The sequence below is a fragment of the Brevundimonas sp. BR2-1 genome (assembly GCF_037626195.1).
Classification (GTDB): domain Bacteria; phylum Pseudomonadota; class Alphaproteobacteria; order Caulobacterales; family Caulobacteraceae; genus Brevundimonas.
Map to the genome: position 1 here is coordinate 142,771 of NZ_JARKMV010000003.1, position 26,942 is coordinate 169,712.

A 26,942-nucleotide genomic window follows, 5' to 3' on the forward strand; every position below is an offset into this window, starting at 1 on the left:
CCGGAGATGACGCCGGATTCACTTGCTCCGCATCCGCGCCCGGGGGAGCCTCGGCGCTTCCCAAGCGCCGAGACCATCCGATGCGTCCACTGCTTTCTCTCCTGCTCGGCCTCGCCTGCGCCCTGCCCGGGGCGGCTTCCGCCCGACCCTCCGAACCCGACGCGGCGGCCTACCGGCAGGACGCCCTGTCGATCGAAACCCTGATCAACAGCCAGTACGCCTACCTGGACCGGCTCCCGGGCGGCGTCATGCCGATGAGCCCGGTTCTGCAGGCCGAGGCCGGGGCGGTGGCCGACCGGAGCGCCCTGCTCCGCTACGCCGAGCATGCGCTGGCCGCCCTGGCGGATCATCACGCCATCACCGGCGCCTCGTTCGCCGACAGCTGGGGCCTTGTGCCCAGCTATTCGGATCTCTGGATCGAGCCCGAAGGGAATCTCTGGCGGATTACCGCCGTCCGCGAGGGCTCGCCCGCCGCCGGGGCCGGAATCCAGCCGGGCGATACCCTGACGGCGGTCGGGGATCTGCCGACCGGAGAGGCCGTCGCGACCTTCTGGTTCGGGCTGGGACTGTCGGCCGAGGGCGAGCGGGCTGGCTACGCCGCGAGGGTTCTGGCCACGGGACGACGTGACCGTCCGCGGGATCTGACCATCCGCGGTCGCGACGGCGAACGGCGACTGAGCCTTCCCAACCTCTACGTCGATCGGGCGGCGCGGCCGCCTCTGACGGTCAGCGACACGGGGGGCGACCTGACCATCCGCTTCAACGACTCGCTCGGCGACAGCGCCGCGATCGCCGCCTTCGACGCCGCCATGGCGAGCGCCCGTCCGGGGCAGCGGGTGGTGCTGGATCTGACCGACACCGCCAGCGGCGGCAACACCCGTGTGGCGCGGGCCATCATGAGCTGGTTCGTCGATGCGCCGACGGCCTACCAGATCCACACCCTGCCCGCCGAGGAGCGGGAGACGGGGGTGGCGCGCCAGTGGATCGAACAGGTCCTGCCGCGTTCGGGCAAGCGCCATCGCGGGTCGGCGGCCGTCCGTGTCGGCCGATGGACCGGCAGCATGGGCGAGGGTCTGGCGATCGGCATGGACGCGATCGGGGCGGAGGTGACCGGCGGGCCGATGGCCGGCCTGCTGGGCGCGGTCTACGACCATCGGCTCGCCAATTCGGGGCTCGTCATCAAGCTGCCGACCGAGCGGCTGTACGCCGTCGATGGAACTCCGCGGGAGGCCTTCCGGCCACGGCCCTAGAAGCTGCGCCCGTCGACCCGCCGGGCCGTCCAGCTGAAGGGCTCGATGTCGGTCAGGGTGCGGATGTTGACCGCCACCATCTGCGTCCCGTCCGGCTTGGAGCCGCGGGCGAAGGACTGGACGCCGCAGGTCTCACAGAAGAAATGGCGGATCTTGTGGGTGTTGAACAGATATTCGGTCTGCGGGCCGTCCGCCATGAGGCGAAAGGCGTCGGGTCCGACGAAGTTGAGCACCAGCCCCTTGCGGTAGCAGTGCGAGCAGTTGCACTCGATCAGGCCTTCCAGATCGGTGTCGACCTCATAGGCCACCGCGCCGCAGCGGCACGATCCGGCGTGGGTTTTGACGTCGGCCATTACGCATCCTCCAGCAGCACCACGCCCGGCGCCGATTTGAGCGCGCCGCGCAGCGCTCCATCAAGTCTGTAGCGCCCCGGAAGTTTCAGCTCGACCTCGCGGCGGCCGTCCAGCGAGGCGATCAGGGAGACCTCCCCGCCCTTGCCCGGGGACTTCGCCTTCTCGAGCCGCGTCCGCAGGGCCTCGGCGTCGGCGGTTCTGGCCGAGACATGGATGCGCAGCCCCATGGCGCCGTCGTCGATCAGCACGTCCAGCCGCGAGGCGTCGTCGCCGAAGAAGCGCACCTCGCCGTCAGCCGACTTGGCCCGCACGCGGACCATGATCGAGGCCCCGACCTCCAGCACCTCGCGGCATTTGCGCAGCTGTTCGGGCGGGAACAGGCATTCGAATTCGCCCGTCGGGTCGGAGAAGGTGACGAAGGCGAATTTCTCGCCCGATTTGGCGCTGGCCCGCTCCTGACGGCGGCGCACGACACCCGCCATCAGGAAGGCCTCGTGGCCGCTTTCCGCCAGGGCCGTGGCCTCGGCGACGAAGGTGACGCGCTTGCGCTTCAGCGCCGGCGCCATGTCCTCCAGCGGGTGGCCGGACAGGTAGAAGCCGACGGCGGCCAGTTCCTGATCCAGCTTCTCGGGACCGACCCAGGGCTCGACCGGCTTGAGACGCGGGCGGGCCGCGCCGGCCTGGTCGCCGCCGAACAGGGAGACCTGGGACGAGGCGCGCTCGGCCGCGACGCTCTGGCAATAGGCCATCAGGGTGTCGGCCTGTTCGAACAGCTGGCGGCGGTTGGGATGGAAGCTGTCGAAGGCGCCGGCGCGGGCGAGATTCTCCAGCGCCCGCTTGTTGACGCTGCGCGGGTCGACGCGTTCGAGGAAGTCGAAGATGTCGGTGAACCGTCCGCCGGTCTCGCGCACCTCGACCAGATGCTTCATGGCCTCCAGGCCGACGTTGCGGATGGCCCCCAGCGCATAGAGGACGGCACCCACGCCCTCGTCCCAGGCCACGTCGAAATCGGCCGAGGAGCGGTTCACGTCCGGCGACTTCACCGGCACGTCGAAACGACGACAATCCTGATAGAAGACAGCCAGTTTGTCGGTATTGCTGAGATCGAGCGACATGGACGCGGCCATGAATTCGACCGGGTGCGTCGCCTTCAGCCAGCCCGTCTGGAAGCTGATCAGGGCGTAGGCGGCGGCGTGCGACTTGTTGAAGCCGTAGCCGGCGAATTTGGCGACCAGATCGAAGATGCCGCCGGACTGTTCCTCGGAAACCCCCTTCTCGGACGCGCCCGCGATGAAGCGCGCGCGCTGGAAGTCCATCTCCTCCTTCTTCTTCTTGCCCATGGCGCGGCGAAGAAGGTCGGCCTCGCCGAGCGAGTAACCGGCCAGGATCTGGGCGATCTTCATCACCTGTTCCTGGTAGATGATGACGCCATAGGTTTCGGTCAGCACCTCGGTCAGGGAGGGATGCAGATAGTCCACCTGCTGCCGGCCGAATTTCCGGTCGATATAGGTGTCGATCATCTCCATCGGCCCGGGCCGGTAGAGGGAGATCAGGGCGGTGATCTCCTCGATCGAGCCGCAACGCATCTTGCGCAGGGTGTCGCGCATGCCCTGGGATTCCAGCTGGAACACCCCGACGGTCTGGCCCGAGGCCATCAGCTCATAGGTCTTCGGATCGTCCAGCGGCAGGCCGTTCCAGTCGGGGGCGGCGCCGCGCCGTTCCAGATACTGGCGCGCGCGGTCCAGCACGGTCAGGGTCTTGAGGCCCAGGAAGTCGAACTTCACCAGACCGGCGGCCTCGACCCATTTCATGTTGAACTGGCTGGCCGGGATGGTCGAGCGCGGGTCCTGATACAGGGGCGCGAGCTCGATCAGGGGGCGGTCGCCGATGACGATGCCGGCGGCGTGGGTCGAGGCGTTACGGTACAGCCCCTCCAGCTCCAGCGCCGTCTCCAGCAGGGTCGCCACGGCCTTGTCGTTGTCGCGGGCCTCGCGCAGGCGCGGCTCGATCTCGATGGCCTGGGCCAGGGTCACGGGATTGGCGGGGTTGGCCGGGACCATCTTGGCGAGCCGGTCGACCTGACCCAGCGGCATCTGCAGCACCCGGCCGACGTCGCGCAGCACGGCGCGGGCCTGAAGGGTGCCGAAGGTGATGATCTGGGCCACCCGGTCCTTGCCGTAGCGGTCCTGGACGTAGTCGATCACCTCTTCCCGCCGCTCCTGGCAGAAGTCGATGTCGAAGTCGGGCATGGAGACCCGTTCGGGATTGAGGAAGCGCTCGAACAGCAGGCCGAAACGCAGCGGATCCAGATCGGTAATGGTCAGGGCCCAGGCGACCAGCGAACCGGCGCCCGAACCCCGGCCCGGACCCACGGGGATGCCGTGGCTCTTGGCCCATTTGATGAAGTCCGACACGATCAGGAAATAGCCGGGGAAGCCCATCTGCTGGATGATCCCGACCTCCCATTCCAGGCGGGTCCAGTAGTCCTCCTCGGGCGCGGCGGGCGTGACCGCCTGCAGCCGCGCCTTCAGCCCCTCGCGGGCCTGATGCATCAGTTCGTCGGGTTCGGTGCGGCCCGCGCCGGCGTCGAAGCGGGGCAGGATCGGCGCGCGGGTCGGGGCCATGAAGGCGCAGCGGCGGGCGATCTCGATCGTCGTATCGCAGGCCTCGGGCAGGTCGGCGAACAGTTCGCGCATCGCCGCGGCGGGCTTGAACCAGTGCTGGCCGGTGATGCGGCGGCGGTCTTCCTGACCGGTGAAGGCGCCGTCGGCGATGCACAGCAGGGCGTCGTGGGAGCGGGCCTGCGCGGCCTTCGCATAGTGGACGTCGTTGGTGGCGACCAGGGGGGTGTCGTTCGCATACGCCCATTCCACCAGCCCGCGCTCGGCCTGACCCTCGCTGGCCAGGCCGTGGCGTTGCAGTTCGACATAGAAGCGGTCGCCGAACACCCGCGCCATCTCGGTCAGGGCCGCGGCGGCCTCGTCGGATCGGGACTGGACGAACAGGGGATCGACGGGGCCGTCGGGCCCGCCCGACAGCAGGATCAGGCCTTCGGACCGCTCAGCCACCATGGTCCAGGGCACGCTGGGCTCGTCCATCGCGCCGGCGTCGAGGAAGGCCGAGGACGACAGGGCGCTGAGGTTCAGCCAGCCCGTCTCGTTCTGGACCAGAAGGACCACGGTCGGCGCCTTGGCCCAGCGTTCGTTGATCTTGCCGCCGATGCCAGTGACAGGAAGCGCGCAGGCGATGATCGGCTGTACGCCCGCCCCTTTCGCCGCCTCGCTGAACTCCAGCGCCCCGAACAGATTTGCGCGGTCGGCGACGCCCACCGCCGGCATGCCCGCGTCGGCCGCCAGGGTGGGAACCTTGCCCGCCTTGATCGCACCTTCCAGCAGCGAATAGGCCGACCGGACGCGCAGGTGGATGAAGCCCTGATCCCCTGCCCCGCTCACCGTCCGACGTCTCCGTTCATGGGTTCGATCAGACCCCGACTCGCCCCTGGCTCAAAGCGGCCAGAGTCCGCCGAAAAACAGCGGACATTGCGGACTCGCCGGACTCAAACGGTCCGGGAAAGCCCACCCTCAGGCGGCTGGAAGCGCGAGCGCGGCCTGCCAGCACATCCAGACGAAACCGCCGCAAGACGCAAGCGACAGCATATCCCTCACCCAACGCGCCATGATCTTGTCCCCAGATTGCGTGTTCTGGCTATGTTCTATGTTGCCGCTTTGTTCTTGTCAACGGGCGACGGCCTCCGGTCGAGTGGGCAAGGCCGGCGCCTAAGCGCCGACCAATACCGCCAGAGAGGATAAGACTGCTCCCACAACCAGGAGGGCAATACCGAAAACAGTCCAGAAAACCGCAGTCCTGGCGCCGGTCTTTCGATGAGTGTCAGTGCCCCGGACAATCACGATATCCTCGCCGTGCGCCAGGGTATCCACGGACAGCTCAAGGGCTTTGAACGACAGGTCAAACGCGGTGATCAGCCTCGACAGGCTGACGGCAAGCATCGCTCCGCCGGCTAATGAAGCGACGGTCCCGGAAACCGCGAGAATCTGAGGAAGGGTCATGCGGCACCGTTAACGCTACAGGCTTTGCCATACAACCTCAGGGGGCCCGAACCCGTTGTTGGGTGCAACGCACTCCGTCCTGTAGGATGGCGCGAACGCCACCTACCATCCGCCTCTTCGGCGGCAGGCGTCGCAGGAGAGCGGTCATGGCCAAGGGTCAGATGAAGAGCAACAAGGAAGCCCGGAAACCGAAGGCCGAGAAGCCCAAGCCGGCCGTGTCGGTGGGCAGCTCGCCGTTCACGACGCCGCCCGGGAAGAAATAGCCTCCGATATATCCGTTCATCCCCGCGAAAGCGGGGACCCAGTCCTGTCCAGCGTGACGCCGGTGTTTCGGGACGGGCGAGCGGAGATCCCCGGACCCGCTGCAACACCCAAAGCACTGGGTCCCCGCTTTCGCGGGGATGCACGGTTGTGTGTGGCCCGCCCCTAGTGCGGCCATGCTTCCTTCAGGACTTCCGCCCTGCCGTCGACGACCCGCACCTCGAGCGCCGGCGTGGCCGGCTGGCCCTCGGCGAACAGTTCGTAGATCACCGAGCCGTCGTCGGCCTGGGTGCTTTCGATCACGCGGACCGGGGTGAAGCCGGCGCGCGCGCCCCCGGCGGCGGCGCGGACCCGGTTCGGAACCCTGTCCCATGCGACGTCGCGCTGGACCTCCACCACCTTCCAGCCCGACGGTGTTTCGAGCAGATCGAGCTCGATGTCGGAACCGTCGGGCATGCGGCCCTCGACGTCGTAATAGCGCCGGCCCTCGCGCTCCTTCAGCTCGGCTTCCGAGACGATCATGCCCGGCCGCGCGGTCAGGACGACGGCGCGCACGGCTCCCGGAAGATCGGCCTTTCTGGCGGGTGTGATCACGGTCGCCGGAGCGTCGGAATCCCTGGCCGGGCTCTCCGGCGCGGCCGGATTGCAGGCGGCGAGACTGACACCGGTAGCAATCGCAGAGATGAGCAGGACGCGGGTCATGACAGCCTCCGTGTGAGTTGAAGCTGCAGTCTATGCCTACCGGAACGGGCCGCAAGCGAGGGTTTGCCCCTAGTAGGCGTGGCTCTCCGCGGGGCGCTCTTCCAGATGGCCGTCCTTGAGCGCGAAGACGCGGTCCATATGGCCGGCCAGTTCCATGTTGTGGGTGGCGATCAGGGCCGCGACGCCGGTCTTCTTGACCAGATCATGCAGGGCCTCGAACACCGTCTGGCTGGTGGCCGGGTCCAGGTTTCCGGTCGGCTCGTCGGCCAGCAGGAGGCGCGGGCGGTTGGCCAGGGCGCGGGCGACGGCGACGCGTTGCTGCTCCCCGCCCGACATCTGGGCCGGCTGGTGGGTCAGGCGTTCGCCGAGGCCGAGGGCGGTCAGGACCTCGGCGGCGCGTTCGCGGGCCTTGACCTGGCCGACGCCGGCGATGCGCAGCGGCAGGGCGACGTTGTCGCGTGCATCGAACTCGGCCAGCAGGTGGTGGAACTGGTAGACGAAGCCGATCTTCGCCAACCGGATATGAGTGCGGGCGCGCTCGTCGAGGCCGCCGACATCCTGGCCGTCGATACGGATCTCGCCCGAGGTGGGACGCTCGAGCAGGCCGGCGGCGTGCAACAGGGAGGACTTGCCCGAGCCGGAGGGGCCGATCAGACCGACGACCTCGCCTGGTCGGACGTCCAGATCGACGCCCCTGAGCACCGTCAGGGGACCGGCGGCGGAGTCATAGGTGCGGGTCAGGCCGCGGACCGAGAGGACGGGGTTACTCATACCGAAGCGCCTCGACCGGATCCATTTTCGCGGCCCGCCACGATGGCAGCAGGCTGGCGATACAGCTCATGAACAGGGACCAGACCGCGACCCAGAAGACGTCGGCCGGATCGACCAGGGCCGGCACCGCGTCCAGCATATAGACGTCGGCGTTGAACAGCTGGACGCCCAGCAGGGCCTCGAGGAAATGCTGGATGGCTCCGATGTTCAGACAGAAGACCAGGCCGAGGAACAGGCCGGTGGCCGTGCCCGCCACGCCGATGGCGGCGCCGGCGACGAAGAAGACGCGAAGCATCGACATCTGGCTGGCCCCGACGGTGCGAAGGATGGCCACGTCCCGCGTCTTGTTCTTCACCAGCATGACGATGCCGGAGATGATGTTCAGGGCCGCGATGGCGACGACGAGGCCGAGGATGATGCTCATGGCCACCCGTTCGACCTTCAGCGCGCCCCAGAAGGCGGCGAGACGATCGCGCCAGTCGCTGACGAGGGCATTGGAGCCGGCGGCCGCACGGACGGCGGGGTAGAGGTCGGCGACCTGGTCCGGCTTGGCCACCTTCATCTCGATGACGTCCCAGACGCCCTCCTTGCCGAAGAAGAGCTGGGCCTGCTCCAGCGGCATGAAGATGAAGGCGCGATCGAAGTCGGCCGTGCCCGAGGTGAAGACGCCGCCGATGCGATAGACCTTCTCCAGCCCGCCCAGATTGCCGAAGGCGCTGTCGGCGCCGGTGGGAGAATACAGGGTGATGGGGTCGCCGACGCGCAGGCCCATGCCCTCGGCCAGGGCCTTGCCGATGATGATGTTGTCGCCGCCGTATGCGCCCTGGCCGAAGGTGCGCTTCGCCTCGTCGGTCAGGCTGTCGTAGACATAGGACATGGAGTCCAGGTCCTGCGGGCGGATGCCGCGGACCACGGCGCCGGTCGTCTGGCCGGCGGCGCGGACAAGGCTCTGGTTCTCGGTGACGGGCGAGACGCTGACGACGCCGGGGACGCGGCTGATGCGCTGGACGGCGGCCTCGCGGTCCGGGTCGTTCAGGACCTGGCCCTGGACGTACATGTGGCCGTTGAAGGACAGCATCCGGCTGAGCAGTTCGGACCGGAAGCCGGCCATGATGCTCATCACCACGATCAGGGCCATGACCGCCAGCGAGATGGCGACGTAGGAGATGATGGCGATCAGGGCGATGCCGCCCTCTTTCCGGCGGGCGCGCAGGTAGCGCAGCGCCAGTTCGATCTCCCAGCCGGAGAAGGGACCGGCCGGTTTCGTAGGCCGGGGCGCCGAGACGTCTGTCATCCGCGCACCTTCGCCAGAGCCTCGTCCAGCGGGACGGAGAGCTTCTCGCCGGTGGCGCGGCGCTTCAGCTCGACCACCCCGTCGGCCAGACCTTTGGGTCCGATGGTCAGCTGCCACGGGATGCCGATCAGGTCGGCGGTGGCGAATTTGCCGCCGGGACGTTCGTCAGTGTCGTCGTAGAGGACGTCCTTGCCGATCGCCTCGAGCTTGGCCACGGCCTCCTCACAAGCCGCGCAGACGGCTTCGTCGCCGACACGCAGGTTGATGACCACGACGTCGAACGGGGCGACGGCGTCGGGCCAGATGATCCCGCTTTCGTCGTGGCTGGCCTCGATGATGGCGCCCAGCAGGCGCGACACGCCGACGCCGTAGCTGCCCATGTGGACGTCGGCGTCCTTGCCGTCCGGGCCGGCCACGCGGGCCTTCATGGGAGCCGAGTATTTGGTCCCGAAATAGAAGATGTGGCCGACCTCGATGCCGCGCGCGGTCAGGCGGTCGGCCTCGACGGTCTGGGCCTCGAACTGGCCGGCGTCGTGCATTTCCTCGGTCGCGGCGTACAACGACGTTCGCTGATCAACGATTGACTGAAGATCGTCCCAGTCGACGCCCGCGCCCGGCGCGGGCATCTCGACCAGTTTGCGGTCGCAGAAGACCTGGCTTTCGCCCGTGTCGGCCAGGACGATGAACTCGTGGCTCAGGTCGCCGCCGATGGGTCCGGTGTCGGCGCGCATCGGCACGGCCTTCAGCCCCATGCGGGCGAAGGTGTTCAGATAGGCCACGAACATGCGGTTGTAGGCCTTGCGGGCCGCCGCCTCGTCGATGTCGAACGAATAGGCGTCCTTCATCAGGAATTCGCGGCCGCGCATGACGCCGAAGCGGGGGCGGCGCTCGTCGCGGAACTTCCACTGGATGTGGAAGAGGTTCAGCGGCAGGGATTTGTAGCTCTTCACGAAGCCGCGGAAGATGTCGGTGATCATCTCCTCGTTGGTCGGGCCGTACAGAAGCTCGCGCTCATGCCGGTCGGTGATGCGCAGCATCTCCGGGCCGTAGGCGTCGTAACGGCCGCTCTCGCGCCACAGGTCGGCCAGCTGGAGCGTCGGCATCAGCAGTTCGACGGCCCCTGCCCGCTCCTGCTCCTCGCGCACGATCTGCTCGATCCGGTTCAGCACCCGCAGGCCCAGCGGCAACCAGGCGTAGATGCCGGCGGCCTCCTGTTTGATCATCCCGGCGCGCAGCATCAGCTGGTGCGAAACGATCTGGGCGTCCGAGGGCGCCTCCTTGAGCGTGGGCAGGAAATAGCGCGACAGGCGCATGGGCAGAATCCGCAGACAAAGGTGAAGCACCGCTTTAGCCGCTCGGAAGGGGCGAAAGCTAGGCGGTCGTCACAAACGCACGGGATCGGTCAGGGATGCGGCAGGCCGATGCCGTATCGCGCGGCCAGATAGGGGATGATGGCCTGATCCTGCAGGAAGCGTTTGCCGGTGGTTTCGCTGATCTGCGCCTCGGGCCAGTCGAAGGTCCCGTCGAGGATCAGGATCGGGCAGCCCTGATGGTCCTCGCCGACCTGTTCGATCACAGCCGGGCGCGGACGCGGGTAGTCGAGGCGGGTGATGTCCAGCTGCGTCTTCAGGGCCGGATAGAAGGCCAGCACGCCTTCGACGACCGAGCCGGCCGGGCAGAACCACGGGCCGCCCTGATCATCGGTCCAGTGCGGATTGATGAGAAAGAGGCGATCGGTCATCGGGCGATCCTCAGACGGGCGGAGCCAGGTCTGGCAGCGGCATCCAGCCGATGAAGACGAGGAACATCACCAGCGCCCAGACGAGGGCCGCCACCCAGGTGGTGGTGATGAATTTGCGTTTCAGGTCCGGCTTCTCGGGCGCGCCCCACTGGGCGCCGTCGGTCGGCGGCTCGTGCCGTTCCTTCGACGTGCCCAGCGGCAGGACGGCGAACAGCACCGTCCACCAGCAGACCAGGTAGATGGCGAACATGGTGATCGGGCCGATCGGCATCAGTGCGCTCCGTCTCTCGGCGTTTCCATCAGTTCGACAAGTACGCCGCCCATGTCCTTCGGATGGACGAAAATGATCGGCGTGCCGTGAGCGCCAATCCGCGGCTCGCCCGTTCCCAGTATGGTCGCACCCCTGGCCCGCAGGGCGTCTCGGGCGGCGAGAATATCCTCGACCTCGAAACAGACGTGGTGCTGCCCACCCTTCGGATTTTTGGCGAGGAAGCCGTGGATCGGGCTGTCGTCGCCCAAGGGTTCGATCAGTTCGATCTGGCTGTTGGGCAGATCGACGAAGCAGACGCGCACCCCCTGCGCCGGCATGTCGAACGGCTCATGCGCCTTCGTGGCGCCGAGCATGTCGCGGTACAGGGCGACGCTGGCCTCGATGGAGGGTGTGGCGACGCCGATGTGGTTCAATCTTCCGATCATGCGGTTGCCTTAGCCGCTCCTGTCGCCGTGGAGAAGACGCACGGGTGGCGACAAAAGCGGCCAGGCTCCGATTATGGAGGGATCAGCGCCCCAGGCCGGCGGCTTCGGCAAGATCGGCCATTTCGTCGCGCATGATGAAACCGTCACGATTGCGATCGAGGGCGGCGAACCGTTGGTCCCCCAGAGCCCGGAACTCGCCGATGTCGACAGCGCGGTTGCGGTTCCGGTCAATGGCCCGCAGTTTCGAGATCTGGTCCCGGTTCGGCCGCTGCCGGGTGCGCGGCGCATCGTCGGAACGCAGGCTCCGCAGTTCCTGAAGCGTCAGGCGGTCGTCGTCATTGGCGTCGATGCGGGCGAACAGGTTTTCGCGGACGGCGTCGAACTCGAGCCGCGACAGGCGGCCGTCATTATTGACATCGGCCTCGGCGAACATCGCGCCCGACCCTTGCTGGGCGAGGGCCGGTCCGGCGGCGAAGGCCGCCAGCGCGGCGGGCAGAAGAAGCAGGGTTTTCATGGGGAGTTTCCTTGAAGATCAAAAAAGGCCCCGACCGCAGCGCCGGGGAGGCTGGGGGCGCGGTCGGGGCGGGACGGAGGCCAGCGGGGGCGCCTCCGTCCATGGGGTCACCAGGAGCGGACGACCGTCGACTGTCGCGACGCGCCGCTGTTGGTGGTGATTGACCGGTCGATGAAAACGCTGTCGTCGTCACGGCGGACATCGACGTCGCGCTCATAGCCGCGACCGCCCGAGCCCGAGCGGCTCGCATGGGTGGCGAAGCCGTCGTCTGTCCGGGCCGTGGTGCGGTTGCGCGAACTGGACCAGCCATGATCGTCGACCGAGCCGTAGCGATGCACCGAGGCCGAGCCCGGGCTGCGATAGATGTCGGCGCCGCGGCTGGCGCTGTGGTGCGGACCGTTGATGCTGGCCGAGCGGTGGCGCGAGATGGACTGGGCCTCGGCCTCGCCGGGGACGGCCGCGACGCCGCCGAAGGCGACGAGGCTGACGACCGCGGTCAGGGCGAGTGTGCGGGGGGCGAGCGTGCGGGGGGTGAGCGTGCGGGGAAGGATCATGTCAGGCTCCTGGGCTGCGTCCGGCGCTTCCGAACGCTGACAGACTCTCACAGCCGCCGGCTCGGGGTGTGTCGCCAGGGCGCCGGGATGTAACAGCGTGTATCGGCCACTGGCGGACGGCCGGTTCCTCGGTCAAACCTGCCGTCATGCCTGTGCCGTTGATCTATCTGGTCGAGGACGATCCGGACATCCGGACGCTGGTTCGCGCCCTGCTGGTGCGCGAAGGCATGGCCTGCGAGACGGCCGACGGGGCCGCCGCCTTCTGGGCCCTGATGGAGCGTCGCCGGCCCGATCTGGTCATTCTGGACATCATGATGCCGGGAGAGGACGGACTGTCGATCTGCCGCCGGTTGCAGGCCGGCCATGCGATCCCCGTCCTGATCGCCTCCGCGCGGGGCGAGCCGATGGATCGGGTGATCGGCCTCGAGATAGGCGCCGACGACTATCTGGCCAAGCCGTTCGAACCGCGCGAGTTCGTCGCACGGGTGCGGGCGCTGCTGCGGAGGCGCGCCCGGCAGGAAGGACCGACGACGGCCCGGGTGGTCTCGTTCTCGGGATGGCGGCTCGACCTCGGCGCCCGCGCCCTGACCTCGCCCGCGCAAGAAACGGTGGAGTTGACGACCGGCGAGTTCGATCTGCTGTCGGTCTTCATCAACCGGCCCCGGCAGGTGCTGTCGCGCGACGACATCATGGACATATTGAAGGGACGTCAGGCCGAGGCTTTCGACCGCTCCATCGATATCCAGGTCTCCCGGCTGCGCCGCAAGCTGGGCGATGATCCCCAGGCGCCCGTCGTCATCCGGACCGTGCGCAACGCAGGCTATCTGTTCACGCCCGCCGTCGAGGCCGGATCGTGATGCGGCTGGGCCTCTCGACCCGGCTGACGCTGGCCGTGGTGGTGCTGCTGCTGGTCGCCCAGGTGGTGATGCTGGTCGCCTTCGCCCGGGCGCAGCAGTCGGCCGGCGGCGCATGGCGCGCGCCCGTGCCGACCCGGATCGCGGCGGCGGCCGAAGCCCTGGACCGCACGCCGTCGGGGGAGCGCGACGCCCTTCTGGTGGCGATGAATGGAGACTCCACCCGGTTCTTCATCGCCGACGGCATACCGGCCGGATATCGCGAGGGTCGCGGGCTGATCCCGGATCTGTACGAAGGCTACGCCGGGCCCCTGCGCGGCCGGGACCCGAAGGTGCTGGTTCCCGAGGTGCGCCGCCAGTACCGGCCCGCGCTCTCCGGGCGCCGCACGGCCGCCTACGCCTTCTCCGTGGCCCTGGCGGACGGCCAGCGGCTGGTGGTGGCGCCAGGCGTCGGCCAGCGACGCCGCAGCATCGCCACGGCCATCCTGCTTCTCAATCTTCTGGTCTGTTTCACGGCGGCCTTTCTGGCCTGGCGCACGATCCGCGGAGCGACGCGCGGACTGGAGGCCATCGCCCTGGCCTCGGACCGGTTCGCCCAGGACCTGTCGGCGCCGCCGATGGTGGCCGGCGGATCGGCCGAGGCCCGGCAGATGGCGGCCGCCTTCAACCGCATGCGCGGCGAGATTCGCCGGCTGATGCGCGATCGGATGACGATGCTGGCCGCCGCCGCACACGACCTGAAGACCCTGCTGACCCGTCTGCGGCTGCGCGTCGGCCTGATCGACGACCCGGACCAGAGGGCCGCCGGGGACCGCGACATAGCCTTGATGACGGCCTTGATCGAGGACGTGCTGATCGTCGCGCGCGGCGAGGAGCGGCCTCCGGCCCTCGGCCCGGTGGACGTCGCCGCCCTGTTGCGCGAGATCGTCGCCGATCGGCAGACCCAGGGTCAGGCCGTGACAGCGGGGCGGATGGACGACGGGCCCGTGACCGCCGACATCGCCGCCCTGCGCCGGATCGTCGAGAACCTGATCGAGAACGCCGTGACCTATGCCGGTTCAGCCGAGGTCGAGTTCACGCACGAGGCGACCGGGTGGCGGCTGCGCGTCATCGACCATGGGCCCGGCCTCAGTCCCGACTTCGCGCCGCGCGCCTTCGAGCCATTCGCGCGCGGCGAGGAATCGCGCAGCCGGGCCACGGGCGGCGCGGGCCTGGGCCTGTCCATCTGTCGATCGCTGGCCGCGCAGATGAAGATGACCCTGACCCTGGAGCGGACGCCGTCGGGCGGTCTGACGGTCTGCCTCAGCGACAGTCAGGGTTCGTAGAGGCCACGACCTGGCTCACTGCTGCAGCGGGAATGGATCCGACGCCGTCGGCCGGGTCGGGACCGGCATGCGCGGCAGGGGCTCGTCGCTGTTGGCGGCGTTCAGCAGGAAGGCGGCCATGATGACTGCGGCCTGACGCAGGTCGTCGGCGCGCATGTGGTCATAGCTGTCGATCGAGGTGTGGTGCAGCCGCGAACCGTAGTCGAGCGGGTCCTGGATGAACTGGAAGCCCGGAACGCCGACGGTCTGCATATAGACGTGGTCGGTCGCGCCCGAGGTGCGCATCGACACCGTCGTGGCGCCCATGGCGTGGAAGGGCTCCAGCCATTCCCGGAAGATCGGCGCGGCGGCGACATTGCCTTCGGCGTTGATGCCGCGAATCTTGCCCGAGCCGTTGTCGAGGTTGAAATAGGCGACCAGATCGCCGTGGCTGTCACGCGGCTGGATTGGCCAGCGCTGACGCCAGGTGCGGTTGTTGGGCAGGCCGTCCAGCTGGGCGTCTCCCAGCGGGGCGCGGGTGGCCAGATATTTGTCCGTGTAGGCCAGCGAGCCCCACAGTCCCTGCTCTTCCCCGCTCCACAGGGCGAAGCGAATGGTGCGCTTGGGACGCACGCCCAGCGCCTTGAGGATGCGCGCAGCCTCCATGACCACGGCGCTGCCGGCGGCGTTGTCGACGGCGCCGTCCGAGGCGACCCAGCTGTCCAGGTGGGCGCCGGCCATCACGTATTCGCCCGAACGGTCCGTGCCGGGAATATCGGCCAGGATGTTGTTGGCGTTGGTGTCTTCCTCGTGGAAGCGGACCTCGCTCATCAGTTCGAGCGTGGGTTTGGCGTCTTCGGTCAGGGCCAGGCGGGCCAGACGGCGATAGTCCTCGGCGGCCAGTTCCATGCCGGGGGTGCGGCGCTGGTCGTCCATGCGATAGCCCGAACCGGTGCCGTGCAGCAGGCCGCCGTCACGCTGGGACATGCGGACCCAGGCCAGGGCGCCCTCCTCCTGCAGGAAGGCGTCCATCTGACGGGCGAAGTCGGGGCCGCGCAGGCTTTCCGTCGACGGCGCCGATACATTGGGCATGTTGTAGGTGTTGGCGTTGCGCAGGTCCTCCTCCGTCAGGCGGCGGAATGCCGGATCGGTCGGTTCGGACCCGGCCGTGGGCCGCGAGACGAGAACGATCTTGCCGGCCAGCTTGCCGCGCCATCTGGCGAAGTCGCCGGCGGTCATCATGGGGGCCACGACGACCTCGCCGCTGATCACGCCGGGCGTGGAGGGCGTCCAGGCGATGGGGATGGCGCGCAGGTCCAGCGGACGCGGCGCGGTCATGCGGGCGCTGGAGCGGACGACCGACCAGCCGCGGCCGAAGTCGAACGGATCGGCGCGGACGTTGGACAGGCCCCAGTCGCGGAACCGCTGCGCCGTCCAGGCCTCGGCCTGACGCATCTGCGGCGAGTTGGTCATCCGGCCGCCGATCCGGTCGGTCAGGTATGCGGCCGTCTGCATGACCTGGCTGTGGTTCAGCCCCTGGTCGATGATGCCGTTGACGGCGACGCGGTCCACATCCTGCGCGGCGGCGGACGTGGCGAGCGGAACAGCCGTCAAGGCCAGGGCCGTGGCGGACAGAAGAGCGGCTAGACGCATGGAATTCCCCCTGAATCACTGAGCTGCGGGGATAAGACTCCAGGCGCAGCGGCAATGCAAAGGTTGAACGGACCTGACGCGGCAGTCCGTCGCGGCAGGAAAAAGGGCCGGCGACCGAAGCCGCCGACCCTCTGTTCGTTCATCCCCGATGGGATGGGAGGCCCTACTGCCCGCCCGTCATCTGGGCGACTTCGGTGGCGAAGTCCGGGCCCTCGACCTTCTCGACGCCTTCGCCGAGGGCGAGGCGGACGAAGCCGGCCAGGTGCAGGCCGGGCGCGCCCAGTTCCTTGCCCGTGTCGGCGACCAGCTGTTCGATGGTCACGTCGGGGTTCATGACGAACGGCTGTTTGATCAGCACGACGTCCTTCTGGAACTTGTTGATCTGGCCTTCCACGATCTTGGCGATCATGGCTTCCGGCTTGCCTTCTTCCTTGGCCTTTTCGGTCAGGACCTGACGTTCCTTCTCGATGGCGGCGGGGTCCAGATCGTCGGTGTTCAGCGACAGCGGAGCAGTCGCGGCCACGTGCATGGCGATCTTGCGGCCCAGTTCGCGCAGGGCGGTCTTGTCGCCGCCGCCGTGCAGGGCGACCAGCACGCCGATGCGGCCGAGGCCCGGCGAGACGGCGTTGTGGACGTAGGAGGCGACGACGCCCTCATCGACGGACAGACGGGCGGCGCGGCGCAGCTGCATGTTCTCGCCGATGGTGGCGATCATCTGGGTCACTTCGTCCTGGACCGTCTTGCCGTTCTCCAGCTCGGCGCCGTGCAGACCTTCGAGCGTGGCGTGCTCGAGGCCCAGCTGGGCGAATTGCTTGGCGGCGTTCTGGAACAGGTCGTTGCGGGCGACGAAATCGGTCTCGGCGTTGAACTCGATGGCGGCGCCGACTTCACCGGCTCCGACTTCCTTCGAGGCGACGGCGACGAGGCCTTCGGCGGCGACGCGGTCGGCCTTCTTGGCGGCCTTGGACAGGCCCTTGGCGCGCAGCCAGTCGATCGCGGCGTTGATGTCGCCGTCGGTTTCCTGGAGCGCCTTCTTGCAGTCCATCATGCCGACGCCGGACTTGGCGCGCAGTTCCATCACGAGGGCGGCTGTGATCTCGGCCATGGGGTATCTCCTTGGGTATGCGTATGCGGGAACGGCCGGGCTGCTCTAGCCCGGCCGTATGTCAGTTTCGCCGTCGATAGAAAGCGGGGTCGTTTAGACCGCGGCTTCCTCGGTTTCGACGGCGTCGTTGGCTTCCGAGGTCGCGGCCTGGGCGGCTTCGTCGGCGACAGCCGGTTCGGCGGCCGGTTCAGCGGCGGCGATCATTTCCTCGGCGACGGCTTCAGCCTCCGCGGGCGCGACGGGAGCTTCAACGGCCTTGGCGGCCTTCGGAGCCTTGGCTTCGCGCAGCATCGGCTCGTCCGGGTTCACGGCGGCGCCGAGGTCGACGCCGGCCGAAGCCTGACCAGCGGCCAGACCGTCCAGGACGGCGTCGGCGATCAGGTCGCAGTAGGTCTGGATGGCGCGGGCGGCGTCGTCGTTGCCGGGGATCGGATAGGTGATGCCGTCCGGGTCAGAGTTGGTGTCCAGGATGGCGATGATCGGGATGTTCAGCTTGCGGGCTTCAAGGATGGCGATGGCCTCCTTGTTGGTGTCGATCACGAACATGATGTCCGGGATGGAGCCCATGTCCTTGATGCCGCCCAGCGACAGCTCCAGCTTGTCCTTCTCGCGCTGCAGGTTCAGCAGCTCTTTCTTGACACGGCCTTCGCCGCCCGACTCCAGCAGGCCTTCCAGCTCGCGCAGGCGGGCGATCGAGCCCGACACGGTGCGCCAGTTGGTCAGGGTGCCGCCGAGCCAGCGGTTGTTCATATAGTACTGTGCGCAGCGCTTGGCGGCCTCGGCCACCGGATCGGCGGCCTGGCGCTTGGTGCCGACGAACAGGACGCGTCCGCCCTTGGCGGCGACGTCGCGAACGGCAACCAGCGCCTGGTGCAGCAGCGGGATCGACTGCGACAGGTCGATGATGTGGATGTTCGAGCGCGAGCCGAAGATGTAGCGCTCCATCTTCGGGTTCCAGCGGTGCGTCTGGTGACCGAAGTGGGCGCCGGCTTCGAGCAGCGAACGCATGGAGAATTCAGGCAGAGCCATGAGGGGTAGTCCTTTATCCGATTGATCCGCCGCGGGCGCTGTAAAGGCCGGAGCCCTCGGAACGGAGCGACCAGGATTTCTCCCTGACCGCGCCACGCCTGCGTGTGAAGTGGGCGGGCATGTAGGCGGGATGGCCGCAAAAGGCAAGCGCTGTCGGCATCCAGCCACTCGCAACCTTCGCATAACGGCGCTATGGTCCGTATCCGGGAGGGACAGTCACATGAACATCCGCGCCGGAGCCTTCGCCGGAGGCGTCATTCTGGCCGCCGCCATAGCCGGCGTCGCCACCTCGCAGCAACAGCCGCCATCGCCGGTCGCCGCCAGCCAGGTCGACCTGCCCCGCTCGCGCGCCGACAACGCCGCCATCGCCGCAGCGCAGAAGGAGCCGCTGACGGCCCGGCTGCGCGGGGTGCTGAGCCAGGACCCGGCCTCGCAGCGCGTCCTGTCCGTGGCCGATGCATCGCCGGTTCCGGTCCTGGTCCCCGCCGACCCCGCGCTGCTGCGCACGGCCCGCATCTTCACCGGCGACCGTCACTATATGCTGGTGGTCCAGCGCGGCGAGCAGATCATCGAGATCTATGGGGCCACCAAGGCCTTCCAGTCGCCGATCGCGCCGGCTGCACAGCCGGCGCCGATACGGCCTCCGACCGCAGGAACGCTCACCGCCGCCCGGCCGGCCGCCCCGGCCTCGACGATCGCGCGAGCCGGTCCTCGCATCACGGCCGCCCGCGTCCCGCCCGTCGCCGCACGCGCCGCGACCCAGGCCCGCGCCGAAGGCCTGACCAACGTCCGGACCGAGCGCACCGAATACGGTGTGGACGTCACCTTCAGCCGCTTCGGCGCCGCCTATAATGTCAGCTTCATCTGCGGAGGCCCCGCCGCGGCAGGCTGCACCGAGGCGGAAGCCGTCGCTTTCGCCTCGTCCCTGCAACTGATCGGCGGAGGCGCATCGTGAAGCGCCTGACCCTGGCGGCCCTGCTGCTGCTCACCGCCTGTTCTCCCAATGGCTGCGTCCAGGAGCCGGCCGCCCCGCCCGTGAAAGTCGACCCGCCCGCGCCCGCCGCGACGCCGACCGAACCGGCCCCGGCGCCGGGCGAAACCGAGCCGGCTCCAATACCCGAACCCGAGCCGGTCCCCGAGACGCCGCCCGCGCCCGAACCGGTCACCTGGCCGCACGACCCGGGCGGCGCCCTGCCCTCCGGTTCCGGAACGGGAGCGACCGACGCCACCCTGTGGGCCGCCGGCATGCGGTTCCCGATGGAGGCCGGACCGGCCTACGCCAACTCACAGGTCTATGGGTACGGAGGGTTCGCCGCGCCGGGACCGGGGGGCCAGTGTGATCCGCGCAACTACGCCTATCCTTGGCGCGACAATTTCTGCGAGACCCGGTCGTGGACCAACGGCATGTGCCCCGCCGGCCGCGGCCATCAGGGCCAGGATATCCGCCCCGCCACCTGCGTGAAGAAGGTCCACTGGGTCGTGGCGGCCGAAAGCGGGCGGATCACCTCGATCGGCAGCTACACAGTCACCCTGCTGGGCGATTCCGGGCGCATCTACCGCTATCTGCACATGGATATGGCGGGGGTGAACGCCCTGTTCCCGACCATGGCCTCGCGCAATGTCGAGCGGGGCCAGCATATCGGTCAGGTGTCGGCGGACTTCGGCGGCAACGCCACCACCATCCATCTGCATTTCGAGATCAAGGCCCCGGTGGCGATCGCCGGCAATCCGCCCAGCGTCAATTTCGTGCCGACCTACACCAGCCTGGTCGACAGCTACGGCCGGATGCTGAACGGGGCGGCCTGAGGTCAGGTCCCGCGCGGCTTGGCGCGGCTGGTGGCCTCGGCCTTCGTCGGGTCCTCGGGCCAGGGGTGACGCGGATAGCGGCCGCGCATCTCGGCGCGGACGGCGGCCCAGCTGCCGGCCCAGAAGCCGGGCAGATCCTTCGTCACCTGCACCGGCCGCCGCGCGGGCGACAGCAGGGCCAGGGTCAGGGGGACGCGTCCGCCGCCGACGGACGGATGGGTGGTGACGCCGAAAAGTTCCTGCACCCTGATGTCCACGCGCGGGCCGCCATGGGCCGCATAGTCGATCGCCGCCGAGCCCAGCGGCGTCTGAAGCCGCGCCGGGGCCAGTTCATCCAGCGCGCGCTGCCGGTCCCACGGAACCAGCGCCTTCAGGCCGGCCTCGAGCGCGGCGTCGGGGATGGCGTCCAGCGCCTGCACGCTCTCAAGCAGCGGCCACAGCCACGTCTCTCGCGTTTCGGTCAGGCCCGCGTCGGAAACGTCCGGCCAGCCGGCTTCCAGTGCACCCAGAAAAGCCAGCCGGGCCCGCAGGCCGCCGGCGCACTCGCCCCATTTCAGATCGGCCAGCCCGTCGCGCTCGATCTCGGCCTTCAGCGCCGCCGTGATCGCGGCCCGATCCGGGGCGCCGACGACCTTCTCGTCCACGACGATCGCGCCGATGCGGCGGACGCGGCGCAAGGTCATCCGTCCGGACGGTTCGCGGGTGAGTCGGTCCGCGGTTTCGACCCGTCGTTCCAGCGCCGCCGGATCGACCGGAACCGCCAGCCGAATACGATCGCGGGCGTCTCCGCCGCCCAGTTCGGCCACGGCCAGCCAGGGCTCGCGGGCCAACAGATCCGTCGGTTCAACGAACGCGCCCCGCCCCGAGGCCAGCAACACCTCGCCCGGCTTCCCTCGCGCCTTCGCAACCCGTTCCGGGAAGGCTTCGGCCAGCAGGGCGCCGGGGTCGGCCTCGCCGCCCTGCCCGCCTCCCGCGGCGCGCGCCCAGCGGTCGGCCAGTTTTATCGCGTCGCGCGCCCGCCCGGACCGGTCGCGATCCAGGGCGCGCAGCCGCTCGCGCAGGTCGACGTCGGTTCCGCCCAGACCGGGTTCACTGAGCACGGCCGCCATCCGCGCGCCCAGGGCCGCATCGCCGGCGTCGCTGGCGGCGGCGACCATATGCGCCAACCGGGGCGGCAGCGGGATGCGCGTCAGGCGGTTCCCGTGGGCGGTCAGGGCGCCGGCGGCGTCCAGCGCGTCCAGCCGTTGCAGCACCTTGCGCGCCTCGGCGAAGGCGCCGGCCGGCGGCTGGTCCAGCAGGGCCAGTCCTTCCGTCGTCCGTGCGCCCCAGCGCGCCAGATCCAGTGCGAAGGCCGTCAGGTCGGCTTCCAGAATCTCGGGCCGCTGGTGCGGTACAAGGCCGCGCGTCGCCGCCTCGTCCCACAGGCGGTAGCAGACGCCCGGCTCAACCCGCCCGGCGCGTCCCCGACGCTGCTCCGCCGACGACCGGCTGACCCGCACGGTCGCCAGCCGGGTCAGGCCGCTGGACGCCTCGAACCGGGGCACGCGCGACAGGCCGCCGTCGATGACCACGCGCACGCCCTCGATGGTCAGGCTGGTCTCGGCCACCGAGGTGGCCAGCACCACCTTGCGGCGGCCGGGCTCGGCGGGGCGGATCGCCCGGTCCTGCTCCTTCGCATCGAGCGCCCCGTACAGGGGGGCGATATCGACAGACGGATCGCGCCCCGCCTCCCTGAGCCGCTGCGCCGTGCGGTGGATTTCGCCCTGCCCCGGCAGGAAGACCAGAACCGAGCCCGTCTGCTCGCCCAGGGCCAGCCGGACCGCCCGGGCGGCGGCGTCCTCGATCCGTTCGGCGGCGTTGCGGCCCAGGTAGAGGGTCTCGACCGGGAACATCCGGCCCTCGGCCTCGATCACGGGCGCGCCGCCAAGCAGGCCCGACACGCCCGCGATATCCAGCGTCGCCGACATGACCAGCAGCCGCAGATCCTCGCGCAGCAGGACCTGCGTCTCCCGCGCCAGCGCCAGTCCGAGGTCCGCGTCCAGCGACCGTTCGTGAAACTCGTCGAACAGGACGGCTCCGACGCCCTCCAGCCCGGGATCGTCCAGGATCATGCGGGTGAAGACACCCTCGGTGATCACCTCGATCCGGGTGCGCGGCCCGATCCGGCTCTGCAGGCGGGTGCGGTAGCCGACCCTGTCGCCGGCCTGTTCGCCGAGGGACGCGGCCATTCGCTCGGCCGCCGCCCGCGCCGCCAGCCGCCGGGGCTCCAGCACCAGCAGCTTGCCGTCGCCCAGCCACGGTTGATCCAGCAGGGCCAGGGGTACGACCGTGGTCTTGCCCGCGCCCGGAGGCGCCGCCAGCACGGCGACATTGCCCGCCGACAGGGCGGCCTTGAGCGGCTCGAGAACGGCGTGAATGGGCAACATCTGAGCCCGGTCTAGACGCTCTGCACCTGTTCACGAAAGCGTCTCCGGTCATTCATCAATCGGAAACCGCGTTGCCAGCGCGGTCATGCGCCGCTAGCGTCCGCGCCATTGAAGGCGGTCCGGGGAGGATTTGCCGTGTATCAGGGGGCGAGACTCGATGTCCGCAGAAGGCCTTAGGCCCAAGGGGAACCGCCTGTTCCTCAAGAAATCCGTAGCCCAGATTCAGAAGGAAGCGGCCAGGAGCGAACTGAAGCGTTCGCTGGGCCCCATCAATCTGATGAGCCTGGGCATCGGCGCCATCATCGGCGCCGGCATCTTCGTTCTGACCGGTCAGGTCGCCGCCGCCCATGCGGGTCCGGCGATCATGCTCAGTTTCATCGTCGCCGGCATCGCCTGCGGTCTGGCGGGTCTGTGCTACGCCGAACTGGCCTCGACCATGCCGGTGTCCGGCTCGGCCTACACCTATGCCTACGGCACCCTGGGCGAGATCTTCGCCTGGATCATGGGCTGGCTTCTGGTGCTCGAGTACGGCGTCGCCGCCTCGACCGTCGCGGTCGGCTGGTCGGGCTATGTCGTCTCGATCCTGCGTGACTTCGGCGTCGCGGACGGTCTGTTCCCGATGATCCAGTACGCGGGCGGCGAGGGTCCCTCCTGGGCCACGCCGTTGATCCAGGCCGTCACCTCCGACGGCGGCGTCGCCAGCTTCCCGCTGACCGGCACCTTCAACCTGGTGGCCGCCATCGGCATCGCCGCGGTTTGCAGCCTGCTGGTCCTCGGCGTCAGCGAGTCGGCCTCGATCAACAACATCATCGTGATGATCAAGATCGTCGTCCTGCTGACCTTCATCGCGGTGGGCGTCCAGTACATCAACCCCGCCAACTGGGTGCCCTTCATCCCGGAAAACACGACGGGCAAGTTCGGCGAATACGGAGCCACCGGCATCCTGCGCGGCGCCTCGATCATCTTCTTCGCCTACGTCGGCTTCGAGGCGGTCTCGACCGCCGCGGCCGAGGCCAAGAACCCGTCCAAGGACGTCCCCGTCGGCATCCTGGGCGCCCTGATCGTCTGCACCCTGATCTACATGGCCGTCGCGGCGGTCATGACGGGCGTGGTGCCCTACCTCGAGCTGGCCAGCCCGGCGCCGGTGGCCGTCGCCATCGACCGCATGGGTCTGGAATGGGCCGACACGCCGTTCATCACGCCGGACGGCAGCCCGCTGAACCTCATCAGCTTCCTGATCAAGGTCGGCGCCATCACCGGCCTGTCCTCGGTCATGCTGGTGCTGTGCTACGGCCAGACGCGGATCTTCTACACCATGGCCCGCGACGGCCTGCTGCCGCGCGCCTTCGCCGTCATCCATCCCAAGTTCCGCACGCCCTGGATCGGCACCATCCTGCTGGGCATCGTGATCGCCATCGCGGCGTCCTTCCTGCCCATCTCGATCCTCGGCGACCTGGTGTCGCTGGGCACGGCCGTGGCCTTCTCGATCGTGTGCCTGAGCGTGATCTTCCTGCGCATCAAACACCCGGAGATGGAGCGTCCGTTCAAGGTGCCGGGCGGCATCTTCACCGCCGTGCTGGGCATCCTGTCCTGCCTGGCGCTGGCCGGCTTCAACTTCTGGCCGATGATCCAGCACGCCATGGACGGCAATCCGCTGCCGCTGACCATCCTGGCCGGCTATGCGGCGGTCGGCGCGGTGATCTACATCCTCTACGGCTTCTGGCACTCCAAGCTGGCCAAGGGGATCGACATCACCGAGGACTCCAGGCTGGAAAGCGCGACGGACGCCTTCGTCCGCGGCGTGGATCCCAAGCGGGACGAGTGATCCTCGGATCAGTTCGAAAACAGAAGGCCCGGGAGCGATCCCGGGCCTTTTCCTTTTCCGCCGTCTCCCCTAGACGCTGTTCCCCTACCTGAGCGGATGTGGCGGAACTGGTAGACGCACCAGATTTAGGTTCTGGCGCCGCGAGGCGTGGAGGTTCGAGTCCTCTCATCCGCACCATTCCCTTGGGGCCTATGCTCGCGACGCGGTCGCTCGCGGCTTGAGGCCCGGAGGTTCTGGGGCCCGTCTGATGTGCGGGCCTTTTCATTGTCGATAATGTTCTTGCTTTGTTCCGATTGTCCGTTATCCTTCCCTCATGGCTGAAGCGGCGAAAGGACGAGGGGCCCGGTCGAATGCGACGGGCCGGTTCGAGCCGGAAACCGTGCAGGCCTTCGATGACGGCTGGACGACCGACGACGCCGAGGCGGCGCCCCTGCGCACGACCCTGACGCCCGAGCACGCCCGGACGATCATCGCCAGAAACACCAGTCCGGACATCGGTTTCGACCGGTCCATCAACCCCTACAAGGGCTGCGAACATGGCTGTATCTACTGCTACGCCCGTCCGTCCCATGCCTTCATGGGCCTATCCCCGGGCCTGGATTTCGAGAGCCGCCTCTTCTTCAAGCCCGAGGCCGCGCGTCTGCTGGAGCAGGAGCTCTCAAAACCCCGCTACGTCTGCAAGCGCATCCACATAGGCGGCAACACCGACCCCTATCAGCCGGTCGAGCGCGAGCTGAAGTCGACGCGCGCGATCCTGGAGGTGCTGCAGCGCTTCCGGCATCCTTTCAGCATCATCACCAAGTCGGTGCTGATCACGCGCGACGCCGATATTCTCGGGGCGATGGCGGCCGAGGGGCTGGCCTCGGCCTGCGTCTCGATCACCACCCTGGACCGCGGTCTGGCCCGGGCGATGGAGCCGCGGGCCTCGACCCCGGCGAAACGGCTGGAGGCGATCCGCCGGCTGGCCGACGCGGGCGTGCCGGTGACCGTGGGGTTCGCGCCGGTCATTCCCGGTCTCAATGACCATGAGCTGGAATCTGTGCTGGAGGCGGCGGCCGGGGCGGGGGCGGTTTCGGCCATGTACGTCACCCTGCGCCTGCCGCTGGAGATCAAGGATCTGTTCCGCGAATGGCTGGCCGACGCACGGCCCGACCGCGCCGCCCGGGTCATGTCCCTGATCCGCCAGACGCGAGGCGGCCGCGACTACGACCCCGACTGGTCGCAGCGGATGAAAGGAACCGGCCCCGTGGCCGAACTGATCGGAGCCCGTTTCCGCGCCGCCGTGAAACGCTACGGCCTCGACGCGCCCCGGCGGCCGGTGGACGAGACGAAATTCCGCGTGCCTCCCGACATGAAGAAACAACTCGACCTGTTCGACCTCGCGTCCTGAAAACCCGACCGGACAAGGTTTCGCGACGGATCGTGTCATGGCATGCTCGCGGCTGTCCCTGGGCGCCTCCCCCGTCGTCCTGACTCCAGTACCTTTCAAGTTGCGTCTCAATCCGTCGCTTACGTCGCGCATGGACCCTTGAAACAGGAGGCTGACATGGCCCGAACCATCGTGCTGATCCATGGAGCCTGGCTCAATTCCCGCGCCTGGGAGGGGTTCAGGGCGCGGTACGAGGCCCGGGGCTTCAACGTCCTGACCCCCGACTGGCCCTATGACGACCGCCCGCCCGAGCAGCTGCGCGCCTCACCGCATCCGGAACTGGCCCGCACGGGACAGAAGGCGATCGTCGACCATCACGACCGTCTGGTCCGCGCATTGCCGGAACCGCCAATCCTGATCGGCCACTCCTTCGGCGGGGTGATCGTCCAGCATCTGGCCAACCGCGGCCTGGGCGCCGCCGCCGTGGCCATCGACCCGGCCCCCACGCCCGGCGTGCCGCTGGGGCCGCATGCGATCGTGTCCGCCCTGCCCGTGCTCTGGAATCCGTTCACCGGCGGGCGGCTGAAGGTGATGTCGCGCAAGCATTTCGCCACCCGTTTCGCCCAGACGGCGCCGCGCGATCAGGTCGACGCCCTGTACGATCGCTACGTCGTGCCGACCGCGGGCAAGGTCTACTGGGACGGCATACTGAAGCCGGAGCCGATCACCTGGCGCAACCCGAAGCGGCCCCCGCTGCTGCTGATCGGGGGTGGCGTCGATCTGATCGCCGACGCCAGCATGACCCGCGCCATTTACGAAAGGCAGAAGCAGGCGCCCTCGGCGACCGAGCTGAAGATCTATCCGGACCGATCGCACTGGACCGGCATCGACGCCGGCTGGGAAGAGGTCGCCGACTACGCGCTCGACTGGGCCCTCGCCCACGACACGGGAAGGTCCGCCTAGTCGTCGTCGGCGGCTGACGGGTCGATGGCGCTGGTGACCAGATCGCGCCAGGTCGGGTCGGAGGCGTCGACCAGATCGACATCCTCCATCAGGGCCACCGCCCCGCCGCCGTCCGGCAGGATCAGGCCCAGGACCTCCATCTCCTCGCCGTCGGGGCCCAGATGGGTCTCGGCCTGCACCGCCACCGCCGCCTGTTCGCCGTCGTCTTCCCACCAGATCACCGGCTGCGGCAGATCCATGATGATCGGACGCGGATCGTCGGTGTCGCCCAAGGCGAAGACCGCCCGCCGCGCCTGCACGTCCTCCAGCGTCGCCACGGTCCCGGTGAAGGGTTTCAGCCGGGTCCAGTCCTCGGTGTCGAAACCCCCGCCGTCCTCGTCAGACAGGTCATCGGTCATGGTCATC

The 26,942-nt window shown here is 68.7% G+C and carries 26 protein-coding genes and 1 tRNA gene; 10 read left to right on the forward strand and 17 right to left on the reverse strand.

The window, feature by feature from the left end; translation table 11 throughout:
• Positions 1–80: 80 nt before the first annotated feature.
• Positions 81–1,250 carry a PDZ domain-containing protein gene (locus BrevBR_RS13620; RefSeq protein ID WP_340001307.1) on the forward strand — a complete coding sequence of 390 codons (1,170 nt, stop codon included), beginning with the start codon at positions 81–83 and terminating at the stop codon, positions 1,248–1,250.
• Here BrevBR_RS13620 and BrevBR_RS13625 read toward each other — a convergent pair.
• The 3 genes from BrevBR_RS13625 to BrevBR_RS13635 all read right to left on the reverse strand — a co-directional run bounded on the left by BrevBR_RS13625 (position 1,247) and on the right by BrevBR_RS13635 (position 5,670).
• Positions 1,247–1,603, reverse strand: coding sequence for a GFA family protein (locus BrevBR_RS13625; protein WP_340001308.1), 357 nt, complete (start codon positions 1,601–1,603; stop codon positions 1,247–1,249). The two genes, BrevBR_RS13620 and BrevBR_RS13625, sit on opposite strands and share 4 nt — an antisense overlap.
• Positions 1,603–5,055: a DNA polymerase III subunit alpha gene (gene dnaE, locus BrevBR_RS13630; RefSeq protein ID WP_340001309.1), complete on the reverse strand. Its 3,453-nt coding sequence runs from the start codon at positions 5,053–5,055 to the stop codon at positions 1,603–1,605. Before dnaE ends, BrevBR_RS13625 begins: the two co-directional genes overlap by 1 nt.
• Positions 5,056–5,379: 324 nt before the next feature.
• Positions 5,380–5,670: a hypothetical protein gene (locus BrevBR_RS13635; protein ID WP_340001310.1), complete on the reverse strand. Its 291-nt coding sequence runs from the start codon at positions 5,668–5,670 to the stop codon at positions 5,380–5,382.
• Between the two features lie 146 nt (positions 5,671–5,816).
• Here BrevBR_RS13635 and BrevBR_RS13640 point away from each other — a divergent pair, with 146 nt between their 5' ends.
• Positions 5,817–5,933 (forward strand): hypothetical protein, encoded by a 117-nt coding sequence (locus tag BrevBR_RS13640; protein WP_332640489.1) that lies wholly within the window; start codon positions 5,817–5,819, stop codon positions 5,931–5,933.
• Positions 5,934–6,096: 163 nt separating this feature from the next.
• Here BrevBR_RS13640 and BrevBR_RS13645 read toward each other — a convergent pair whose 3' ends face one another.
• The 9 genes from BrevBR_RS13645 to BrevBR_RS13685 form a co-directional block, all read right to left on the reverse strand.
• Positions 6,097–6,633 (reverse strand): hypothetical protein, encoded by a 537-nt coding sequence (locus BrevBR_RS13645; RefSeq protein WP_340001311.1) that lies wholly within the window; start codon positions 6,631–6,633, stop codon positions 6,097–6,099.
• Between the two features lie 69 nt (positions 6,634–6,702).
• Positions 6,703–7,404: an ABC transporter ATP-binding protein gene (locus BrevBR_RS13650; protein WP_332640491.1), complete on the reverse strand. Its 702-nt coding sequence runs from the start codon at positions 7,402–7,404 to the stop codon at positions 6,703–6,705.
• Entirely contained in the window at positions 7,397–8,698 is a 1,302-nt protein-coding gene (locus tag BrevBR_RS13655; protein WP_340001312.1) for a lipoprotein-releasing ABC transporter permease subunit, read from the reverse strand. Before BrevBR_RS13655 ends, BrevBR_RS13650 begins: the two co-directional genes overlap by 8 nt.
• Positions 8,695–10,011 carry a proline--tRNA ligase gene (proS, locus tag BrevBR_RS13660; RefSeq protein ID WP_340001313.1) on the reverse strand — a complete coding sequence of 439 codons (1,317 nt, stop codon included), beginning with the start codon at positions 10,009–10,011 and terminating at the stop codon, positions 8,695–8,697. Before proS ends, BrevBR_RS13655 begins: the two co-directional genes overlap by 4 nt.
• A gap of 89 nt (positions 10,012–10,100) precedes the next feature.
• Complete coding sequence (locus BrevBR_RS13665; RefSeq protein ID WP_340001314.1) at positions 10,101–10,439, reverse strand: DUF3088 family protein; 339 nt, start codon at positions 10,437–10,439, stop codon at positions 10,101–10,103.
• A 10-nt stretch (positions 10,440–10,449) separates the two neighbouring features.
• Complete coding sequence (locus tag BrevBR_RS13670; protein WP_332640495.1) at positions 10,450–10,710, reverse strand: DUF1467 family protein; 261 nt, start codon at positions 10,708–10,710, stop codon at positions 10,450–10,452.
• On the reverse strand, positions 10,710–11,135 hold the full coding sequence (mce, locus tag BrevBR_RS13675; RefSeq protein WP_332640496.1) for a methylmalonyl-CoA epimerase: 426 nt from the start codon (positions 11,133–11,135) through the stop codon (positions 10,710–10,712). The genes BrevBR_RS13670 and mce overlap by 1 nt, the downstream gene beginning before the upstream one ends.
• An 82-nt stretch (positions 11,136–11,217) precedes the next feature.
• Positions 11,218–11,649 carry a calcium-binding protein gene (locus BrevBR_RS13680; protein ID WP_332640497.1) on the reverse strand — a complete coding sequence of 144 codons (432 nt, stop codon included), beginning with the start codon at positions 11,647–11,649 and terminating at the stop codon, positions 11,218–11,220.
• A 107-nt stretch (positions 11,650–11,756) separates the two neighbouring features.
• Positions 11,757–12,203, reverse strand: a complete 447-nt coding sequence (locus BrevBR_RS13685; protein WP_340001315.1) for a hypothetical protein — start codon at positions 12,201–12,203, stop codon at positions 11,757–11,759.
• A 146-nt stretch (positions 12,204–12,349) separates the two neighbouring features.
• Between BrevBR_RS13685 and BrevBR_RS13690 the strand changes: the two genes are divergently transcribed.
• Both BrevBR_RS13690 and BrevBR_RS13695 read left to right on the forward strand, forming a co-directional pair.
• On the forward strand, positions 12,350–13,060 hold the full coding sequence (locus BrevBR_RS13690; protein WP_340001316.1) for a response regulator: 711 nt from the start codon (positions 12,350–12,352) through the stop codon (positions 13,058–13,060).
• On the forward strand, positions 13,060–14,382 hold the full coding sequence (locus BrevBR_RS13695; RefSeq protein WP_340001317.1) for a sensor histidine kinase: 1,323 nt from the start codon (positions 13,060–13,062) through the stop codon (positions 14,380–14,382). Before BrevBR_RS13690 ends, BrevBR_RS13695 begins: the two co-directional genes overlap by 1 nt.
• 15 nt (positions 14,383–14,397) lie before the next feature.
• On the opposite strand, the gene BrevBR_RS13700 is transcribed toward BrevBR_RS13695, so the two are convergent.
• The 3 genes from BrevBR_RS13700 to rpsB all read right to left on the reverse strand — a co-directional run bounded on the left by BrevBR_RS13700 (position 14,398) and on the right by rpsB (position 18,148).
• The gene (locus tag BrevBR_RS13700) at positions 14,398–16,014 is read right to left on the reverse strand and encodes a M20/M25/M40 family metallo-hydrolase (RefSeq protein ID WP_340001318.1); all 1,617 of its coding nucleotides are present in this window, start codon (positions 16,012–16,014) and stop codon (positions 14,398–14,400) included.
• 163 nt (positions 16,015–16,177) lie between these two features.
• Positions 16,178–17,119, reverse strand: coding sequence for a translation elongation factor Ts (gene tsf, locus BrevBR_RS13705; protein ID WP_332640503.1), 942 nt, complete (start codon positions 17,117–17,119; stop codon positions 16,178–16,180).
• A gap of 93 nt (positions 17,120–17,212) precedes the next feature.
• Complete coding sequence (rpsB, locus tag BrevBR_RS13710; RefSeq protein WP_340001319.1) at positions 17,213–18,148, reverse strand: 30S ribosomal protein S2; 936 nt, start codon at positions 18,146–18,148, stop codon at positions 17,213–17,215.
• A 220-nt stretch (positions 18,149–18,368) separates the two neighbouring features.
• On the opposite strand from rpsB, the gene BrevBR_RS13715 reads away from it, so the two are divergent.
• Entirely contained in the window at positions 18,369–19,103 is a 735-nt protein-coding gene (locus BrevBR_RS13715) for a hypothetical protein (RefSeq protein ID WP_340001320.1), read from the forward strand.
• Complete coding sequence (locus BrevBR_RS13720; RefSeq protein WP_340001321.1) at positions 19,100–19,954, forward strand: M23 family metallopeptidase; 855 nt, start codon at positions 19,100–19,102, stop codon at positions 19,952–19,954. The genes BrevBR_RS13715 and BrevBR_RS13720 overlap by 4 nt, the downstream gene beginning before the upstream one ends.
• 2 nt (positions 19,955–19,956) lie before the next feature.
• On the opposite strand, the gene hrpB is transcribed toward BrevBR_RS13720, so the two are convergent.
• Positions 19,957–22,380: an ATP-dependent helicase HrpB gene (hrpB, locus tag BrevBR_RS13725; RefSeq protein ID WP_340001322.1), complete on the reverse strand. Its 2,424-nt coding sequence runs from the start codon at positions 22,378–22,380 to the stop codon at positions 19,957–19,959.
• Positions 22,381–22,537: 157 nt separating this feature from the next.
• On the opposite strand from hrpB, the gene BrevBR_RS13730 reads away from it, so the two are divergent.
• The 4 genes from BrevBR_RS13730 (at position 22,538) to BrevBR_RS13745 (ending at position 26,537) form a co-directional block, all read left to right on the forward strand.
• Positions 22,538–24,205, forward strand: a complete 1,668-nt coding sequence (locus BrevBR_RS13730; protein WP_332640508.1) for an amino acid permease — start codon at positions 22,538–22,540, stop codon at positions 24,203–24,205.
• A 92-nt stretch (positions 24,206–24,297) separates the two neighbouring features.
• A tRNA-Leu gene (locus BrevBR_RS13735) sits at positions 24,298–24,382 on the forward strand.
• A gap of 136 nt (positions 24,383–24,518) precedes the next feature.
• Positions 24,519–25,595 (forward strand): PA0069 family radical SAM protein, encoded by a 1,077-nt coding sequence (locus BrevBR_RS13740; protein WP_340001323.1) that lies wholly within the window; start codon positions 24,519–24,521, stop codon positions 25,593–25,595.
• 156 nt (positions 25,596–25,751) lie between these two features.
• Complete coding sequence (locus BrevBR_RS13745) at positions 25,752–26,537, forward strand: alpha/beta hydrolase (protein ID WP_332640510.1); 786 nt, start codon at positions 25,752–25,754, stop codon at positions 26,535–26,537.
• Here the strand turns inward: BrevBR_RS13745 and BrevBR_RS13750 are convergent.
• Positions 26,534–26,935: a hypothetical protein gene (locus tag BrevBR_RS13750; RefSeq protein ID WP_340001324.1), complete on the reverse strand. Its 402-nt coding sequence runs from the start codon at positions 26,933–26,935 to the stop codon at positions 26,534–26,536. The two genes, BrevBR_RS13745 and BrevBR_RS13750, sit on opposite strands and share 4 nt — an antisense overlap.
• Positions 26,936–26,942 lie beyond the last annotated feature (7 nt).